The organism is Caloramator proteoclasticus DSM 10124, assembly GCF_900129265.1.
GTDB classification, from domain to species: Bacteria; Bacillota; Clostridia; order Clostridiales; family Caloramatoraceae; genus Thermobrachium; species Thermobrachium proteoclasticum.
In genome coordinates, this window is record NZ_FQVG01000052.1 from 1 (window position 1) to 17444 (window position 17444).

The 17444-nt window shown below is 30.7% G+C and carries 19 protein-coding genes; 18 read left to right on the forward strand and 1 reads right to left on the reverse strand.

Features of this window, described 5'->3' with window-relative positions; all coding sequences use genetic code 11:
* Positions 1-344: 344 nt before the first annotated feature.
* The 18 genes from BUB63_RS10640 (at position 345) to BUB63_RS10710 (ending at position 17027) form a co-directional block, all read left to right on the forward strand.
* Positions 345-1022, forward strand: coding sequence for an endonuclease/exonuclease/phosphatase family protein (locus BUB63_RS10640; RefSeq protein ID WP_200790242.1), 678 nt, complete (start codon positions 345-347; stop codon positions 1020-1022).
* A 62-nt stretch (positions 1023-1084) separates the two neighbouring features.
* A complete protein-coding gene (locus BUB63_RS10645) occupies positions 1085-1411 on the forward strand; it encodes a hypothetical protein (protein ID WP_073249676.1) in 327 nt (108 codons plus the stop codon).
* A gap of 38 nt (positions 1412-1449) precedes the next feature.
* Complete coding sequence (locus BUB63_RS13650) at positions 1450-1602, forward strand: hypothetical protein (protein WP_159431472.1); 153 nt, start codon at positions 1450-1452, stop codon at positions 1600-1602.
* A gap of 15 nt (positions 1603-1617) precedes the next feature.
* Positions 1618-3684, forward strand: coding sequence for a phage tail tape measure protein (locus BUB63_RS10650; protein WP_073249684.1), 2067 nt, complete (start codon positions 1618-1620; stop codon positions 3682-3684).
* Positions 3684-4388, forward strand: a complete 705-nt coding sequence (locus tag BUB63_RS10655; protein WP_073249686.1) for a distal tail protein Dit — start codon at positions 3684-3686, stop codon at positions 4386-4388. Before BUB63_RS10650 ends, BUB63_RS10655 begins: the two co-directional genes overlap by 1 nt.
* Positions 4388-6283 carry a phage tail spike protein gene (locus tag BUB63_RS10660; protein ID WP_073249688.1) on the forward strand — a complete coding sequence of 632 codons (1896 nt, stop codon included), beginning with the start codon at positions 4388-4390 and terminating at the stop codon, positions 6281-6283. The genes BUB63_RS10655 and BUB63_RS10660 overlap by 1 nt, the downstream gene beginning before the upstream one ends.
* Positions 6284-6293: 10 nt before the next feature.
* Positions 6294-7451 (forward strand): hypothetical protein, encoded by a 1158-nt coding sequence (locus BUB63_RS10665; protein WP_073249689.1) that lies wholly within the window; start codon positions 6294-6296, stop codon positions 7449-7451.
* 12 nt (positions 7452-7463) lie between these two features.
* Positions 7464-9131 (forward strand): hypothetical protein, encoded by a 1668-nt coding sequence (locus BUB63_RS10670; protein ID WP_073249691.1) that lies wholly within the window; start codon positions 7464-7466, stop codon positions 9129-9131.
* Between the two features lie 15 nt (positions 9132-9146).
* Positions 9147-9545: a phage holin family protein gene (locus tag BUB63_RS10675; protein WP_035381921.1), complete on the forward strand. Its 399-nt coding sequence runs from the start codon at positions 9147-9149 to the stop codon at positions 9543-9545.
* Positions 9545-10201, forward strand: a complete 657-nt coding sequence (locus tag BUB63_RS10680) for an N-acetylmuramoyl-L-alanine amidase (protein ID WP_073249693.1) — start codon at positions 9545-9547, stop codon at positions 10199-10201. Before BUB63_RS10675 ends, BUB63_RS10680 begins: the two co-directional genes overlap by 1 nt.
* A 52-nt stretch (positions 10202-10253) precedes the next feature.
* Entirely contained in the window at positions 10254-10418 is a 165-nt protein-coding gene (locus BUB63_RS13735; protein ID WP_200790244.1) for an SHOCT domain-containing protein, read from the forward strand.
* A 55-nt stretch (positions 10419-10473) separates the two neighbouring features.
* Positions 10474-11781 (forward strand): recombinase family protein, encoded by a 1308-nt coding sequence (locus BUB63_RS10685; RefSeq protein WP_073249695.1) that lies wholly within the window; start codon positions 10474-10476, stop codon positions 11779-11781.
* Positions 11766-13340: a recombinase family protein gene (locus BUB63_RS10690; RefSeq protein WP_073249697.1), complete on the forward strand. Its 1575-nt coding sequence runs from the start codon at positions 11766-11768 to the stop codon at positions 13338-13340. Before BUB63_RS10685 ends, BUB63_RS10690 begins: the two co-directional genes overlap by 16 nt.
* A gap of 446 nt (positions 13341-13786) precedes the next feature.
* Positions 13787-13918 (forward strand): hypothetical protein, encoded by a 132-nt coding sequence (locus tag BUB63_RS14045; RefSeq protein WP_273962120.1) that lies wholly within the window; start codon positions 13787-13789, stop codon positions 13916-13918.
* A 318-nt stretch (positions 13919-14236) separates the two neighbouring features.
* Positions 14237-15202: a DUF6973 domain-containing protein gene (locus tag BUB63_RS10695; RefSeq protein WP_073249699.1), complete on the forward strand. Its 966-nt coding sequence runs from the start codon at positions 14237-14239 to the stop codon at positions 15200-15202.
* A 103-nt stretch (positions 15203-15305) separates the two neighbouring features.
* Positions 15306-15767 carry a hypothetical protein gene (locus tag BUB63_RS10700; RefSeq protein WP_073249701.1) on the forward strand — a complete coding sequence of 154 codons (462 nt, stop codon included), beginning with the start codon at positions 15306-15308 and terminating at the stop codon, positions 15765-15767.
* 270 nt (positions 15768-16037) lie between these two features.
* Entirely contained in the window at positions 16038-16373 is a 336-nt protein-coding gene (gene tnpA / locus BUB63_RS10705; protein WP_084106753.1) for an IS66 family insertion sequence element accessory protein TnpA, read from the forward strand.
* A 219-nt stretch (positions 16374-16592) separates the two neighbouring features.
* The gene (locus BUB63_RS10710) at positions 16593-17027 is read left to right on the forward strand and encodes a recombinase zinc ribbon domain-containing protein (protein WP_242947369.1); all 435 of its coding nucleotides are present in this window, start codon (positions 16593-16595) and stop codon (positions 17025-17027) included.
* Positions 17028-17081: 54 nt separating this feature from the next.
* Here the strand turns inward: BUB63_RS10710 and BUB63_RS10715 are convergent.
* Positions 17082-17444, reverse strand: a 363-nt coding sequence (locus tag BUB63_RS10715) for an ATP-binding protein (protein WP_200790247.1), incomplete at its 5' end; no start/stop codon positions are given.

Here is a 17444-nt window from a genome sequence, read left to right on the forward strand (position 1 = left end):
AAAATAGCCTCAAGAATAGTAAGAAGTAGTCGCTACATAATATTTAAGCTTTGCAGTAGCTACGCATATAAAAATGATTTTTATGAGATTGTAGCAAATATTCACAAGTTAGAATGAAATTCTTTTATTATTGTTCTTTGATAAGTTCAAAAAGTAAAATTTTATACTATAGGTGAAATCTATTCTTCTTTAATGTAAATATCTGTAATTTATGAAAATTTTATTCATATAACAATTATACTAAGATTTCTTATAAATATTTTTCAGTTTAATTTTTGGTTGGTGAATAATTCAGGTATAATAATGTTTAAATAATGTAAATTTTGTTGATAGGATAAGAGGTGATGGTAAAATTGAGAATCGTTTCGTGGAATTGCAATGGAGCATTTAGGGGGAAATATGATGCTATTCAAAAACTAGATGCAGATATTTATGTTATTCAAGAATGCGAAGACCCTCAAACAACAAAAGACAATGGGTATAAAAAATTTGCTAGTAATTATATATGGACAGGATTTAAAAATAAAGGATTAGGGATTTTTGTGAAAGATGGTATCACTTTAAAAAATAATAACTGGAAATCATTTGGCTTAGAATGGTTTATTTCATGTGAAATAAACAACAAATTTTCTTTATTAGGAATTTGGGGTTGTGGCAACTATGTAGAAGATATTTATGTTTATTTAAATATATATAAAGAAAAATTAGAAAACATGTTAATTTGTGGTGATTTCAACAGTAACAGTTGTTGGGATAAGCAATATAAACGAAGAAACCATACAGTGATGGTAAAAATGTTAGAAGGTTTGGGTCTAAGTAGTTGCTATCACTATAAAGAAAATGAAATTCAAGGTAAAGAGAGTAAACCTACTTTTTATTTGTATAGAAAAAAGGAAAAGGGATATCATATAGACTATTTTTTTTATGATAAGGAGAAGGTTCAAAACATACAAATAGGAGAATTTGAAGATTGGATTCATCTTAGTGATCATATGCCGTTAATTTTGGATATTAGTTATTAACTTACTTTAATGTAATGAGGTTACGAAACCTCTTTTTTATTTAAATAGAAAGGAGAGATTCTATGAAAGCATCAGAATTAAAAAACAAAGGCGTAAAAATAAAATTACAGGATAAAGAATACGAATTAAAATTTGATATGAACACCTTCTGTGAGTTAGAAGAAGTTTATGGAGATATAAATAAAGCATTTGAAGATTTGCAAAATAAGAAATTCAAAGCAATAAGAGCGTTAATATATGCAACGATTAAAGCTCAGGATGAAAATATTACATTAAAAGAAATAGGACAAATGATAACATTAGATAAATTAGAAGGTTTAAGTTTGGCAATTAATAAAGCACTTAATATTGCTATGCCAGAGGTAGAAGAAGATATGGGGGAACATTAAGCCACACCAATCAAGATTCGTGGGATTGGGAGTGGCTTTTGTATTTAGCAACAAATATCTTGAAGATGAGTGAAGACGAGTTTTGGAAATGCACACCTAAGAAGTTACAAGCACTATTTAATGTATATAAAAGAGTAAATGGAATAGAGGTAGAAGAGGAATTTGACTATATAGATAACGTTATTTTTTAACAGTGAGGTGAGATGGTGGCAAGGGATGCTAATACTGTAATTGCAAGAATAGGACTTGATGATAGAGGATTCCAAGAGGGTGTATCTAAAATACAAAGAAGCTTAAAGGTTGTTCAAAGTGAATTTGCTGCGGCATCAACAAAACTTGGGGACTTTGGAAATTCAACAGAAGGATTAAAACTTAAAGCAGATAGTTTAAATAGGCAGATTGAACTTCAAAAAGATAAAGTAGCAGCATTAGAGAAGGCATATAAAGAAAGTGTTGATGCAAAGGGCGAAGATGCCAAGGCTACTGAAAATTTAAAAATTAAACTTAATTATGCAACAGCTGAACTTAATAAAATGGAGCATGAACTTAAAAATACAACGAGGGAATTAAAAGAAAAAAGCTCTGCTTGGTATAAGTTGTCCCAAAGTATGAATAGTGCAGGAGAAAAGATGAAAGCGGTAGGAGATAAGATGTCGTCAATAGGCAGCAAACTTACAACAGCAGTAACATTACCGCTTATAGGTATAGGAACTGCTGCAACCAAGATGGCTATGGATGCTGTTGAATCTGAAAATCTCTTTGAAGTTTCAATGGGCGCTATGGCAGATGAGGCAAGAAAATGGTCAGAGGAAATATCAAAAGCACTTGGTCTTAATGCCTATAGTGTAAGAAAAAATGTAGCAACCTATAATTCAATGCTGACAAGTATGGGCTTAACATCACAAGAAGCATTAAAAATGTCAGAGGGCCTTACACAGCTTTCATATGATATGGCATCCTTTTATAACTTAAAACCAGAAGAGGCCTTTGAAAAATTAAAGGCAGGGATATCTGGTGAAGCTGAACCTTTAAAGGCTTTAGGAATATTAATTAATGAAAATACAATAAAGACCTATGCATATACTCACGGCATTGCTAAGCAGGGTGAGGCACTAACAGAACAGCAAAAGGTAATGGCAAGGTATGGTGTAATAATGGAAGCCACTAAAAATGCTCAAGGAGACCTTGCAAGAACTATGGACTCACCTACTAATAAAATAAGGGTTATGAAAGAACAGGCTGAGCAGCTTGGAATTCAGTTTGGACAGATTCTTATACCAGTTCTTGAAAAGTTAATAGGAGTAATAAAGCCATTAATGGATAAATTTCAAGGGATGTCAAAAGAACAGCAGGAGATGATTGTAAAAATAGGGCTAATTGTTGCAGCAGTAGGGCCTGTAATTGGAATTATTGGTAAGGTAATAAGCATAGCAGGTACTCTTTCAACTGTAATAGGAAGTGTATCAGGGGCAATGGCAACAGCAGGTGGTGTTTCAGGAGTATTAGGTAGTGCGTTCACAGCATTAACTGGGCCTGTTGGAATTGCTGCTATGGCTATTGCAGGTATTATTGCAGTTGGAGTCTTACTAATTAAAAATTGGGATAGTATAAAAGAAACTTTAAACAATTTAAAAGAAAATATATGTACAAAATTTAACTCCATAAAAGAAAATATATCAAACGCATGGGAAAATGTAAAAACTAAAACATCTAATGTATGGGGAAGCATTAAAAACACAATAAATGAACATGGAGGTGGAATAAAAGGAATTATAGGAACTTATATTGAAGGCTATAAATCAGTTTGGGGCAAGGGTTTTGACTTTATAAACAGCATAACAGGTGGAAAATTGGGAGAGGTTTTTGAAAAAATAAAAAGTATAGCAATTTCTATTAAAGAAAAGTTATCTGATATGTTTGACTTTAAAATACCTAAAATAAAGCTGCCGCATTTTTCGATAAAAGGTGAATTTAGCTTAAAACCACCAAGTGTTCCTTATTTAGATGTTAACTGGTATGCAAGCGGGGGAATTTTTACAAGACCGAGTATAATTGGTGTCGGAGAGGCAGGGAATGAGGCTGTTTTACCTATTGATAGATTAGATGATCTTATGGCAAGAGCGATTGAAAAGGCAAAGGGAAGCAGTAGTAGTGCAGGCTTGACTTTACACATAGAAAATTTCTATAACAATTCTGATAAAGATATAGAACACCTTGCATATGAACTTGAGTTTTATAGACAGCGTATTTCACTTGGAAGGGGTGGGAGGTAATGCTTAGCTTTAATTTTGCAGGGAAAGATAGTTATTTAGACTATGGTATTTTAATAACTTCAAGGCCTACTATCCCATCACCTAAAAGAAGAGTATCATACATTGATATTCCAGGTAGAGATTCAAGTTTAAGATATGATGAAGGAACCTATGAGGATATTACTATTGTCGCTCAATGCTCAATAACAGCAGAAAATATCATTCAAAAAATAGACGAAATAACTGCATGGCTTTTAAATTCAGGAGAGAGTGATTTAATATTTTCATTCCAGAATGATAAAAAGTATATAGCTCAAGTTGCAAATTCAATAGAGTTTAAACAGGTTTTAAGATATTCTTCAAAATTTATAATCATATTTAATTGTAGGCCATTTAAATATGCAGTTTCAAACAACGTAATTACAATAACCCAAAATGGAACTAATTTAATAAATCCAGGAACAATATATAGTTTACCCAAGATTTATGTTTATGGCTCAGGAGATATAACGCTTAAAATAAATGGAAATGAGATAAAAATAAACGGATTATCAAATAAAATAATAGTTGATTGCGCTCTTTATGACTGCTATGATGATGACCTTAACAACTTAAATTCAAAAGTTAGTGGAACCTTTCCAGTATTAAAAGTGGGTAACAATATCATAGAATGGACAGGAAATGTATCAAAGGTTGAGATCTTACCTAACTGGCGGTGGTTGTAGTGATTTGTGTTTATGACAAGAAAACTAAAAAGGGTGAATTTGAAAATATAGGACTTGGTGTTTTAGACGAGTCTATAGCAACAGAAATAACAGAAGAACTAAATGGTGAATACAGCTTATATTTAGAATACCCAGCAAACTCTAAGAAAGCAAACTACTTAGTTGAGTTTAATATTATAAAGGCAAATGGACAGCTATTCCGCATATATAAGGTAGAAAGAGAAGTTGAAAAAATAGGGAAAATAAAGGTATGGGCAAGGCATATATTTTACGACCTTGCTTTTTATTTTATAGAAGCGGCAACACTTGTTAATGCAAATATGAAAGAAGCAATAGAAGGAACTATCCCACCTGAAGCACAGGCAGTTTTTAAATTTACAGCACCAGAGGAGAACATTTATCCATTTAGTATAAGGAATGTAAATGCACTTGAAGATTTCTTTAAAATACTTCAATATTATGGCGGAGAAGTGAAAAGAGATAATTTTAATATTGAAATACTTAAGCAATTAGGAACTAATTCAGGGATATTAATAAAGTATGGTAAGAACATAAAAGGAATGAGGGCCATAATTGATACTAATAATTTTGCAACAAAGGTGTATCCAATAGGCAAAGACAACTTAATTCTTCCTGAAAGATATATTGAGGCTGAAGGTGATGTTTCTAAGATTCTGCCATACCCAATAGTAAAAAAGGTTGAATTTGATGCAGGAGATGTGGATGAATTAAGAAACTTAGGGAAGGAATATATAAAGAAAGCATCAAATCCTTTTGTAAATATAGAAGTGGACTTTCTAGAGCTTTCTAAGATAAAAGAATATGAAAACTTTAAAAGCCTTACAGAAGTTAATCTTGGTGATGAGGTTGAAGTTAAGCATGAACTATTAGGAATTACAGCAAAGCTCAGGGTTATAAAGAAAAGAATTGACCTTTTAAATCCTTTAAATACAAAAATTGAATTAGGCGATCCATTAAATACAATAATTGAAAAATTAGATTTTGAGTCCATGATTGAAAAGATAGAAAGTAAAATATCTGACTCTCAAAATCAATTAATACTAAAGAGAAATGCAGAAACCATAAATATTTCAACTACAAAATATCAAGCTATGATAATAGGTTTTTCAGTATCTGCAGATACAAACTTAACAGCAAATATTGTAATTTCCGGAAAGGCAAGCTTTGATTTAACATTAAGCATTTTCTTTTCACTGGATAACAAATATTACGATTTAAAGCCGGTTCAAAAGATAGCATCAGGGGATAATATAATAAATGTTACACTGCCAATGCCGCAGGTTACAGCAGGACAACATTCTTTTATTATAGAAATGCAAACATCAAATGGAACTTTTACTATTGAGAAAAACAATCTTCAGGTAACAATTGAAGGAAGAAACCTTGAAGGCGGATTAAGCCCTAAACTTCCAAGAGCAGAAGTTTTACAAGCATTCTTATATGAATTGTTTTTAAATAAGATAGAACAGCAAAAGCAAGATATAGTCCTTACAAGTGTTCAAAAACTAATAAATGATATTAAACCTAACATAGTGCAGACAAATTCATATGCTGATTACTTGGCTAAATCATTGGAATGTTTGATAGATTTAAATATTTCAAAAGCATCTGTTGGAATATCAGAAACTTTTTCAAGATATAAAATGTCTGATTATGATTTTGACAGCTGGATTAATTTTGACTTGGATTTTGAAAAACAGACAGATGGAACATATATAAGTTATGAAAGAGCAACAATTAAGGAATTAGAATATATAAATCAAGGAATTTTTGAAAGCACATTAGGGAATGGTGTAATTTATGGTGTCAATCTTGCAAATAGAGAAGAATATAACAGTTTAGTTTCATTAAACGCAACAATAAAGGAAGTATAGGGGTGATTATATGGGGATAGTTCAAACACCAGCACAGCCTAAAGGAAACAGTGGGATGACACTCTTTGGAACAAGCAATGATGATACAACAGTAACACTCCCGGATATGGGTTTTGACTTTAAATATAACGGTTCAGTTGTAAGGCAATTAAGAACATCAGGTAACTCTTGGGTAGGTTTTGGTTCAGCAACAGAGCATCTAAAAATAAATAGAAGAGATGCAAGTTATAATAAACTATATTATGCTTTAGAAATTGAAGGTGGAAAGAAAACTTTCAGAATAAGGTGGGAAGGGAACGCATCATATTCTAATTGGAATGCTAACGATTTAATTTGGGAATTGACCTTATTTGAAACAGGCGTTATTAGACTTGTAATTGAAAAAATACCAAATAGTGGGACAAATAGTTTTGACAACCCTAATGTAGGAACGCAAACTTTAACATTAAGCAATGGGTCATCTTTAATATTTTTTCCTGGGACAGCTGACGGCAAAAATTATACGATATACTACAATTCAAATTATATTCCAATGAATGAAAAATACCTTATGGTTGATGATGATGGGGTAAAAACTTATTCTGGTGGTTCATGGAGCAAAATTGGTGATTTACCTCTAACTGAAGAAATGTTTTTAAGTTTTGGATTAGATAATATTCCACAAAGTTATTCAGGAATTTTAGGAAATCCAAAGCTTTATTTTTATACTGATGATTATACTAAAAAAGCAAACCCTACTAAATATATATTAGAAACAAAGGAAGTAGTAAATAGCAAGCCTAAAGTAATAAAGCAAAAATCAGATTTTATAATACCCTCAGGTAAAAACATCTTAAGTATAGCTGTTGATGCAAGCTTTGTAAGAAGAGACGCAAGTGGCAATCCAATTTCAACAAATGGAGTGATTAGATTAGTAATAAGTTTTGACAGTGGTTCTTCATATTATACCTATAATCAAACAAGTGGTGTATTTGAGGTAATTGATATAAACGACATTAATCAATTTTTAAATCAAGGAATAGATACAAACAACACAAATCAATTGAACATGGATTTATTAAATCAGATATTAACAGAAAACAGAACCATTAGATTTGCATATTTGCTTAATAAGCCTACATTAGACGATGTATGTAAGCTGAAAAAAATAAAAATAATGTTTGCATAAGAGGGTGGTAATTTGAGAGAAGTTGTTTCATACAATAAAGACTTTTTAAGCAACACTGTTTTTAAGGAAATAAAACTTAAAGATGGCAGAGGAATAAAAGGAAAAGTATTAGTTGAATTATTTGATGCAAAAACAAATAAAAAAGTAAAGGAAGCATACACTGAGAACATTATTCCTGACCTCTTTTTTAAGGACATGTTTTTAAGGCATTTTGCAGGAGGAATAATGGGAATAAATAACAGAAGTCAAGATCAATTTAATAATAGTTTTGAATGTATATATCTTACTGACTCCACAAAACCTGAATCGTCAAACACAGAAAAAGTAACGGGAAATATAATAGGATATGCTTATAGAAATACTGAGTATTCAGGAACGGATACTTTAAGAGGGACAATAAATAAGGTAGAAAGTAAAATGGAAATACTTAATGGGAAAATAAGGGCTACATTTGTATTTGACTTTCCAACACATGCTGCTAATGGAAGATTCGAATCTATATATTGGGGAGCTGAGCCTTCGAAAAGAGAAAAATTTTATATAGGACCACCCATATTTGGAAGAAATAATGGAGATGGAACTATCTATGCAAAACAAAATTTTTATAAAGAGAAATATTGGGCAATTTATTATATATTTTATAGCGGTGGTTATGGTAGCTTTAGGAGAACATTAAGATTTACAGATTACCATAAAGGATATGCATACTGCGATGCAACTATAACAAGTGCAACTAATACAACCTATATTCAATATCCCGATGATTTAAAAGGACATCAGATTTATCTGCCGTTTGATTTAAATCTAGACTACTATGTGGATTTTTCGAAAGCGATTAAATTACTTAATTCTTCTGGTGGAGCGTTTCCTGCAGGAGAATTAAATGATGTTGTTCCTGTATATAAAGAAAATGGAGAAATAGATTATTTTGTAGGATTTTACACATATTATAGCTACCCAAATCAATATATAAAAATTTACAAATGGAGTAATGTAGGGGTATTATTGTCAACTGTTGGCCCTATAAATTTAACAACAACTTTTAAAGACGCATATAATACGAATTTTAGTTATGTTGGCTATACATTAAACCCAATAATGACAGGTGATGGATATATAGAGGTTTATGGATACAATTCAAGACAAGATCCACAAAATAATAATGAATATGTATATACGAACAGATTATTAAGATTAGATCTAAATGGCAATTTAATAAGTGAGTTAAACTTAAAACCTAAGATAGGAAGTTCAACATGGTTTGCCTCTAAAGGAATGAATAGTGGAAATGTTGAAAGAAGATGCTATATAGGGAATATAATTTACAGAACAAAAAATAGAATATATTTACAATATTATGGAACACAGGGTGGAGCAGGATTTTATCAAGTAATAACTCCTGAAGGCAATCTGGTGGAAGCATATAGAGATTATCTTTATTATGAAGACTATTCAGATTCAACTGCATACCCAATAATAGGGACTGATAAGTTTATTTCAATGTATAGATATTCCAACAATGATTATGTATATTTTGGAATTTATTATTTAGCAACGTCAAAACCCTGTGGAGCTCATACAAAGCTTGCTCAGCCAGTTGAAAAAACGGATGCAAATACAATGAAGGTCCAATATACATTTGAGATAGACTTAATAGATTTTGCCTTTGATTATTATTAAGAGAGGATGATTAAGATGAAAAACAACACAATACAAATAGTTTTTGCTACCATTGGCGGTTACTTAGGTTATTTTTTAGGAGGATTTGATGGGTTTATGTATGCACTTATAACCTTCGTGGTTATAGATTATATAACAGGCATTATGGTAGCAGTTCTTGAGAGGAAACTTTCAAGTGAGGTTGGGTTTAGAGGGATATTTAAAAAGATTCTTATTTTTATCATGGTTGGAATAGGGAATATAATTGATGTTAATGTAATTAAAAGCGGTAGTGCAGTTCGCACCGCCGTTATTTTTTTCTACATTTCAAATGAAGGAATAAGTATCATTGAAAATTCAGCAAAGATTGGACTCCCTGTCCCAGAGAAACTAAAAGAACTTTTAAAACAAATAAATGAAGGGGGAGAAAAGTAATGGCAAGGGTATGTTTAGACTATGGACATGGTGGAGTAGATAGTGGAGCAGTATATAAAGGAAGATGTGAAAAGGATGATAATTTAGAACTTGGTTTAAAGGTTGCAGGAGAATTAAGAAGGCATGGGGTTGTTGTGGATGAAGTAAGAGATAAAGATGTATTTGTTAGTCTTAAAGATAGAAGCGACTTTGAAAGGAAAAATGACTATGACTATTTTATATCCTTTCATAGAAATGCCTTTAAGCCTGAAAAATCAAAAGGATCTGAAACATTTATATATATAATTGGTAGTGAAAAATCAAAAGAATTAGCAAAAAGGATACAAACCTCCCTTGTAGGATTAGGTTTTGTAGATAGAGGAGTAAAGACAGCAAATTTTTATGTGTTAAGGGAAACAAAATCACCAGCAGTTCTTGTGGAGGTGGGCTTTATTGACAATAGTGAGGATAACAAATTATTTGACAGTAAAAAAGATGAAATAGCAAAAGGAATTGCAAAGGCTATATTAGAACAGTTAAATATAAAATATGTAGAAACTTCTAAAGTATTATACAGAGTAATGGCAGGTTCATACACAATAAAAGATAATGCTGAAAAGCAGGTTAAAAGATTAAAAGAATTGGGTATAGATGCAGTTATTATTGAATCTAAATAATTTTGAAGCTCTTTATGGGCTTCTTTTTTTATGCTTAAAAGGGGGGATTTTTGTGACTAAAGAGCAGTTTGAAAGGGAGAAAAACTATAGGATATCAATTGCTATCGCAAAATCAATGCTTTCAAAAAATATAATTAATGAAGATGACTTTGAAAAAATTAAAAAGATGTTTATTGATAAATATAGACCAGCCATAGAATTACTAACATATAATTAACTTGCTTTGCGAGAGTATTAGAGCTAACATGTGTAGCTGAAAGGGGGAATCGAGAATGCAAAGAAAAGTAATAAAGATTAAACCTAAAATAATAAAGGCTTTAGCTAAAAAACGTGTTGCTGCTTATGCAAGAGTATCAAGTGGTAAGGATGCAATGCTTCACTCTCTTTCAGCTCAAATAAGTTACTATAGTAGCTTTATACAAAAACACAGTGAGTGGGAATTTGCAGGGGTATATGCTGATGAGGCTTATACTGGGACAAAGGATGAAAGACCAGAGTTTCAAAGACTTATAGAAGATTGCAGATTGGGTAAAATTGACATGATAGTTACAAAGTCAATCTCAAGATTCGCAAGAAATACTGTTACTTTACTTGAGGTTGTAAGAGAACTAAAATCTTTAAATATTGACGTCTACTTTGAAAAAGAAAATATACACAGCCTTAGCGGGGATGGTGAGCTTATGCTAACTATCCTCGCTTCATTTGCACAAGAAGAATCAAGGTCAGTTAGTGAAAATATTAAATGGAGAATAAGAAAAGGCTTTAAAGAAGGAGAACTTGTAAATATTAGGTTTATGTATGGATACAGCATTGAAAAAGGGAAAATAGAAATCGATGAGGATGAGGCAAAAATAGTTAGAATGATTTTTCAAGACTATATAAATGGAATTGGTGCAACTAAAATAGCAAAGAAACTAAGAGAAATGGGAATAGAAAAAATAAGGGGTGGCAAGTGGAACTCTGAAAGGGTAGTAGAAATATTAAAGAATGAAAAGTATACAGGAAATGCACTTTTGCAGAAAAAATATGTAAAGGACCATTTAACAAAGACTTTAGTTAGAAATAAAGGAGAACTTCAAAGATATTATGCAGAAGAAACACATCCAGCAATAATCGATTTAGAAACATTTCAAAAGGCCCAGAAGATTTTAGAAGAAAGAAAATCAAAGTATTCAAATCAAAAAGAAAGTTCGAATCAAATATTTTCAGGAAAAATTATATGTGGTATATGCGGTAAGAAGTATAGAAGGAAAAGAGTAAGGGATAAGTTTATATGGCAGTGTTCTACCTATTTAAAATATGGTAAAGATGCCTGCCCAGCAAAACAGATCCCTGAGGATATTTTAATTTCACTTTGCAATGAGGTTTTAGGAACAGAAGAGTTTGAAAAGAAAATAAAGGAAATACAGATTATAGAGCAGGGAAAAATTGCCTTTATATTAAACGATGGAAGTATAGTTAAAAAAGAATGGAGTTATAAACCAAGAAGTGAAAGCTGGAGTGAAGAAAAACGTCAAAGGGCAAGAGAAGAAAGCCTTAAAAGAATTGAAGGGAGGAAAAACTTATGGCAAGAGCCGTAACTGTTATACCTGCAACAGCAAATAATGTTTCTCCAATTACAAAAACAAAAGTAAATAGAAAAAGAGTAGCTGCTTACGCAAGAGTTTCAACTGACAATGAAGAACAGCTTCAAAGCTTTGAGGCACAGATGGACTACTATACAAGACATATTAAATCAAACCCTGATTGGATATTTGTAAATGTCTATACAGACGAAGGTATATCAGCAACAAGCACTAAAAAGAGAGATGGATTTAATAGAATGATTGAAGATGCACTAAGTGGTAAGATAGACCTTATAATTACAAAATCAGTTAGTAGATTTGCAAGAAACACGGTTGATACATTAACAACAGTTAGAAAGCTGAAGGAAAAAGGTGTAGAGGTATATTTTGAAAAGGAAAATATCTATACAATGGATAGCAAAGGAGAGCTTTTAATTACTATAATGAGCTCACTAGCACAGGAAGAATCAAGGTCTATAAGTGAAAACGTAACCTGGGGACAGAGAAAAAGATTTGCAGATGGTAAGTTTAGTTTGCCATATAAAAACTTTTTAGGCTACACAAAGGGAGAAGATGGCTATCCTAAAATAGTTGAGGAAGAAGCAAAGATTGTAAGGCTGATATATAGAATGTTTTTAGAGGGAAAAACAGCATTAAGCATAGCAAAGTATTTAACAGAAAACAAAGTTCCAACACCAGCAGGTAAAGGAGTATGGCATCAAAGCACAGTATTAAGTATACTTCAAAATGAAAAATATAAAGGAGATGCAGTACTTCAAAAGAAGTTTACAGTAGATTTTCTAACAAAGAAGATAAAGAGAAATGAAGGTGAAGTTCCACAGTATTATGTAGAAAACAGTCACCCTGCAATTATCTCACCTGAAGTATTTGCTTTAGTGCAGATGGAGCTTAAGAATAGAAAAGGGGCAAGAGGGTATAAGACAGGAAGTTACTATTTCTCAGGAAAGATTATATGCGGTGATTGTGGAAGTTTTTACGGTAGAAAGGTTTGGCACTCAAATGATAAGTATAGGAAAATAATTTATCAGTGCAATTCAAAGTATAAGAATGAGAAAAAGTGCAAGACGCCTGTAATAAATGAGGAAGACTTAAAGAAGGCATTTGTTGAGGTATTCAATAGGGTGATAAGTAATAAGGAAGAAATATTAAAAGGGTATGAGGAAGTTATAAAGGAATTTACTAATACCAAAGATTTAGATGAAAAAATAAATGGGCTTGAAAGACAAGCAAAAGAAATTCTTAATGAGATAAACAGATGTATTCGTGATAATGCAACTAAAGCACAGGACCAAGAGGAATATATGAGGAGATACAATGCTTTAGTTGTAAGCTATGAAAATATGAGAAAGGCAATTGAAGATGCTGAAAACAAGAGGTTTGAAAGATTGGTTAAGAAAGATAGGATAGATGAGTTTATTAAGGTTTTAATAGATAGAAATGAATTACTTGATGAGTTTGATGAGGAGCTTTGGCTTGGAACAGTTGATAGTGTGGTTGTAAATGCTGATGGTAAGATAACTTTTGTATTTAAAGATGGCAGTGAAATAGAGTGATAAGCTATGATAAATAATGGCATTTAAGGGGTTAGAGTAATCTAGCTTCTTTTTTATGAAGCAAAAGGATATAACTAAAATAATATGTAAATTTAAGTTTACTTAAACAAAACAATTAAATTTAATATGGTATATGCAGAATAATGTAGAAAAAAATAGAAAAAATATAATTGACATTATATATATATATATATATAATTGTAGATGAAATGGTTATTATATACAATAAGACAAAAATATATATTTGATAAATAATTATATACAGTGACTTCTGAAAAAATTTTGTGTTTAATATAGAATAAAAAAGAATTAAGATTAATTAGTATTCTTAAGGTAGAGTAGTAGAGTTTAATAATACAAGTAGATATAAGTTTAAGATAGTAAATGTTGTATATGTAAGATATGTTGAGGAGCTGATTTTATTACAAAATACATATAATGAAAAGATGAATAATATAAATAATTTACAACAAATAACTGTAGTATATAATGTGACTGTAACTGACATAAAAGATGGACAAGCATTAGATACATTAATTGTAGATTTATATATAGGGGTGAGTCCAAATAGCTTATAGTTGATAGTTCTGATTTGTGCATATAATCAACCGGTTGATTTATATAAAATAAAGAGCATGTTTAAGAAAATAACCAAGATTTAATTTATTATCCATGTTTTTAAATTTATATATTTGCTCAAAAAGTTAAGTTGTTTTATGTTGCTTATATAAAATATGATATTATCTTCATTTGTGGATAGTTTTAGATTTTTTAATAACTTAATAATGCCACAGTGGAAGAAAATATAAAAGCCTTATGGCTAAAAAAATAGTAAAATCAATGGTTGCAGAATTCTGCAACCGACTAGTAACAGACATTAAGAAGGAGTGCTTAAAATGAAGAAATTGTTAGTAATGTTTTTGATCGTAAGTATTTTAGTATTGGATATAAGTGTTTCATTTGGTGCAAATAACTCTGTTGGTTTGGCTGAAAGTGACGATGAACTTTTACAGGCTGAAATACTGTTAAATAATGCTATTGCAGAAATTAAGGACAAGGAAAATAAAGAAATTGACTCGTTTGATGAAAATAGAATTACTGACAAAAATCAAAAAGCAGAATTTAGAAAGAAAAAAGCAGAAAAGAAAGAATACCTAAAGAATTTAAAGAGTTACGAAGATTTTAAAACATCTGGTACTATTGAAGATGTTAAAAAAGAATTAGAAAAAAAGGGTTATCCAATAGATAACAAATTTTATGCTCTCTGTAAAGAAATAGAGGCATATAAAAAATCAAATCCATCAGATGATAGCAAGAAAGTGGTTAAATATTTTAATTCTAAATTTGAATTAAAAGAAAAACCTAAAAAAGAAAAGTTATTAAGTTTTTCTTTTGGAACTTCTGCTTTTGCATTGTCTTATAGTGATTGGACAAGATTGACAACGTCAGAAAAGTTATTAATAGCTTCTGACCCAGCAGCTGCTCTTATGACGAATTCAATAAAAGAAATTGCTTTTAAGTGGACACAAGAAAAATTTGGTTATAATGGCTTGGGAGATAAATCAGATGGATATAGACATGGAATATGGAATGCGTTAATGACAAGGGATATTAGCAGGTCTTGGGCTTTTGCCTATGCGACAGCACATGAAGATAAGAGTCAAGCTGAACTTCAAAAGAAAGCTGCTGACGGGTATTACGAATATCAACATAGAGATATGGACTTGCATAATAATCAGGTAGGTAGAGATCAAATAGCTTGGTACGAATTTTCTTTTAATTGTGGAGATAGCACTGTTAAAAGCCGTATATCTGCAAAACTAACAAACAAATCAGCAGATATTATTTGGTTGCACAACTAAAATTTTAATCAATAAAAAGATACTGTGGTAAATTTGCCACGGTATCGATGTATTTTATGACCTAATAATAAAAATATTTTATGAGAGAATGGAGGTAGAGTTTTTGAAAAAATTATTAATTGCAATAATAAGCATAGTTTGTTTTCTTGGAATAAGTATAGTAATTTGTTTACATGTATATAGGTGTGAAACAGTAGATTTCCAAACAATTAAAGACGAGCACCAATTAAATTCAGAAATGATTAAATGGATAAGTGATAAAAATTCAGACAAAGGAATATATATTTATTCGTTGGAAAATGCAAACCCATATGAAATGTTGTTTTACTATAATAAAAATTTAGGTAAGAATAATTATGTTACATCAACTCTGGAAGCAAAAAATGTTGGTGGTGTATTGAAAATAAAAATTAATGAACAACCAGCGACAAATGACAATTTTGTAAATGATAAAATAATAGCATATTTTATCATTAAGGAGAAACCAAAGAATATAGAAATATATGTTAATGACAAAAAAGAAGATTATGTACTTGAAAAAGGTATAAATAAAATATTTAAATAAGTGCTTGATATTTGATAATAGAGGGTTTGAGTATTTTCATTCATCATTACCAATACCCTTAATGGTATTGATTATTTTGTACTCAACCCTAATTTAGCTGTTAATGTATATGTGAATTAAAAAGTTATTTTAAAAAATTTTTATAAATCATAACATACTATTTTTGTTGCTTTTAGATTATTTATAAGTAAGCGTCAAAAAATAAGTACATAGATATCTCATCCTCCCATTGATAGAATAAAAGCAAATACTATCGATGGGAGGTAATTTATGGGTAAAAAAATGAGCTATGCTGAATGGGAAGAATATATAAAGAAATTTGAATCATATAATGGTTCAATAACAGTAAAGGACTTTTGTATAGAAAATAACATTTGTAAAACCCAGTTTTATTATCACAAAAGAAGATTAATGAAATCACAATCAGAAAATATACAACCTGTGTTTCATGCTATTTCATTAAAAGAAAGTTATTTAGAAGAAAATATTACTTCTTCAAATGAAGTAAAAATTACCGTAGGCAATGTAATTATAACTATTCCTTCAAGCGAAGCTACGCTCATATTTCCTTCTTGTATCAACATCATCGTCCAAAGACAAAATTGAACAACATATTGATACAATAGATAAAAGCCTTGAAGTGTTAAGCTTTGAGGCTATTTTGCTTTTTTGGATGGTAGCCTTATCACATATAACTTTTATTTCTCTAAATGCAAGTCCTGCCAAGATGGGAGCCTTTCAAAATAAAGGTGATGCACTTCTTTAAAAAACTTATACAGTTGATTTTTTGACCAAAAAAAGAGCAGTTAACAACGGTAAGTTCCAATGTATTATGTAGAAGAAAGCCACCCTGCAATTATTGATAAAGAAATGCATACCGCAGTACAGCTTGAAATGGAGAGAAGAAGAGCTTTTGCAGAAAAATATAACATCAGTAAGCTTGATTATGCTACAGTTGATAATCCTTTTGCAGGAAGAGTTATCTGCGGACATTGTGGTAGCCCTTTTGGCAGGAAGGTTTGGAATTCTACAGATGAAAGGTTAAGAAGGGTTGTTTGGAGATGTAATAAAAAATATGAAGTAAAGGGGAAAAAGAGCTGTGAGAATAAGCATATAAATGATAAGGTTTTGTATCAAGCCTTTGTAAATACGTTTAATGCTATGGTGGAAAATAAGGAATATTTTATAGAAAAGTGGAAGAAAGAACTTAAAAGTGAGAATGTATTGGTAAGATATAAGGCAAAACAGTTTATGGTGTAAATGTCAATATATCTTTGTACAAAAAGTGGAATATATTTATGTACAAAAATTGTACTATGATGACGTATTAGAAGAACTGTTAAAATATTTCATTTTAGATTTTAATCTGTATGAAGGACCTTTTATAGATATAACATGTGAGTGATGCAATAATCTGTCCAATATTGCATTAGCAATTCTTGCTGAACCAAATACTTCTGTCCAACTTGAAAAAGGCATGTTGGTTGTAATAATTGTTGAGTGTTTTTCATATCGTTTAGATATTAATTGAAAAAATATATTGGCTGTATCTACATCAATAGGCAAATATCCAACTTCATCGATTATTAAAACTTTATATTTTGAAAAATGCTTCAATCTTGCTTCTAAACGGTTTTCAGCTAACGCTTTTTTAAGTTGAGCCATTAGTTCTTGAAA

What these genes read in the sequence shown, in the direction of transcription:
- tnpA (WP_084106753.1), top strand. Translation starts at nt 16,038, where the DNA reads ATGGGTAAAAAAATGAGCTATGCTGAATGGGAAGAATATATAAAGAAA.
- BUB63_RS10640 (WP_200790242.1), top strand. Translation starts at nt 345, where the DNA reads ATGGTAAAATTGAGAATCGTTTCGTGGAATTGCAATGGAGCATTTAGG.
- BUB63_RS10655 (WP_073249686.1), top strand. Translation starts at nt 3,684, where the DNA reads ATGCTTAGCTTTAATTTTGCAGGGAAAGATAGTTATTTAGACTATGGT.
- BUB63_RS10680 (WP_073249693.1), top strand. Translation starts at nt 9,545, where the DNA reads ATGGCAAGGGTATGTTTAGACTATGGACATGGTGGAGTAGATAGTGGA.
- BUB63_RS10665 (WP_073249689.1), top strand. Translation starts at nt 6,294, where the DNA reads ATGGGGATAGTTCAAACACCAGCACAGCCTAAAGGAAACAGTGGGATG.
- BUB63_RS10710 (WP_242947369.1), top strand. Translation starts at nt 16,593, where the DNA reads ATGTATTATGTAGAAGAAAGCCACCCTGCAATTATTGATAAAGAAATG.
- BUB63_RS10645 (WP_073249676.1), top strand. Translation starts at nt 1,085, where the DNA reads ATGAAAGCATCAGAATTAAAAAACAAAGGCGTAAAAATAAAATTACAG.
- BUB63_RS14045 (WP_273962120.1), top strand. Translation starts at nt 13,787, where the DNA reads ATGAATAATATAAATAATTTACAACAAATAACTGTAGTATATAATGTG.
- BUB63_RS10695 (WP_073249699.1), top strand. Translation starts at nt 14,237, where the DNA reads ATGAAGAAATTGTTAGTAATGTTTTTGATCGTAAGTATTTTAGTATTG.
- BUB63_RS10675 (WP_035381921.1), top strand. Translation starts at nt 9,147, where the DNA reads ATGAAAAACAACACAATACAAATAGTTTTTGCTACCATTGGCGGTTAC.
- BUB63_RS10685 (WP_073249695.1), top strand. Translation starts at nt 10,474, where the DNA reads ATGCAAAGAAAAGTAATAAAGATTAAACCTAAAATAATAAAGGCTTTA.
- BUB63_RS10690 (WP_073249697.1), top strand. Translation starts at nt 11,766, where the DNA reads ATGGCAAGAGCCGTAACTGTTATACCTGCAACAGCAAATAATGTTTCT.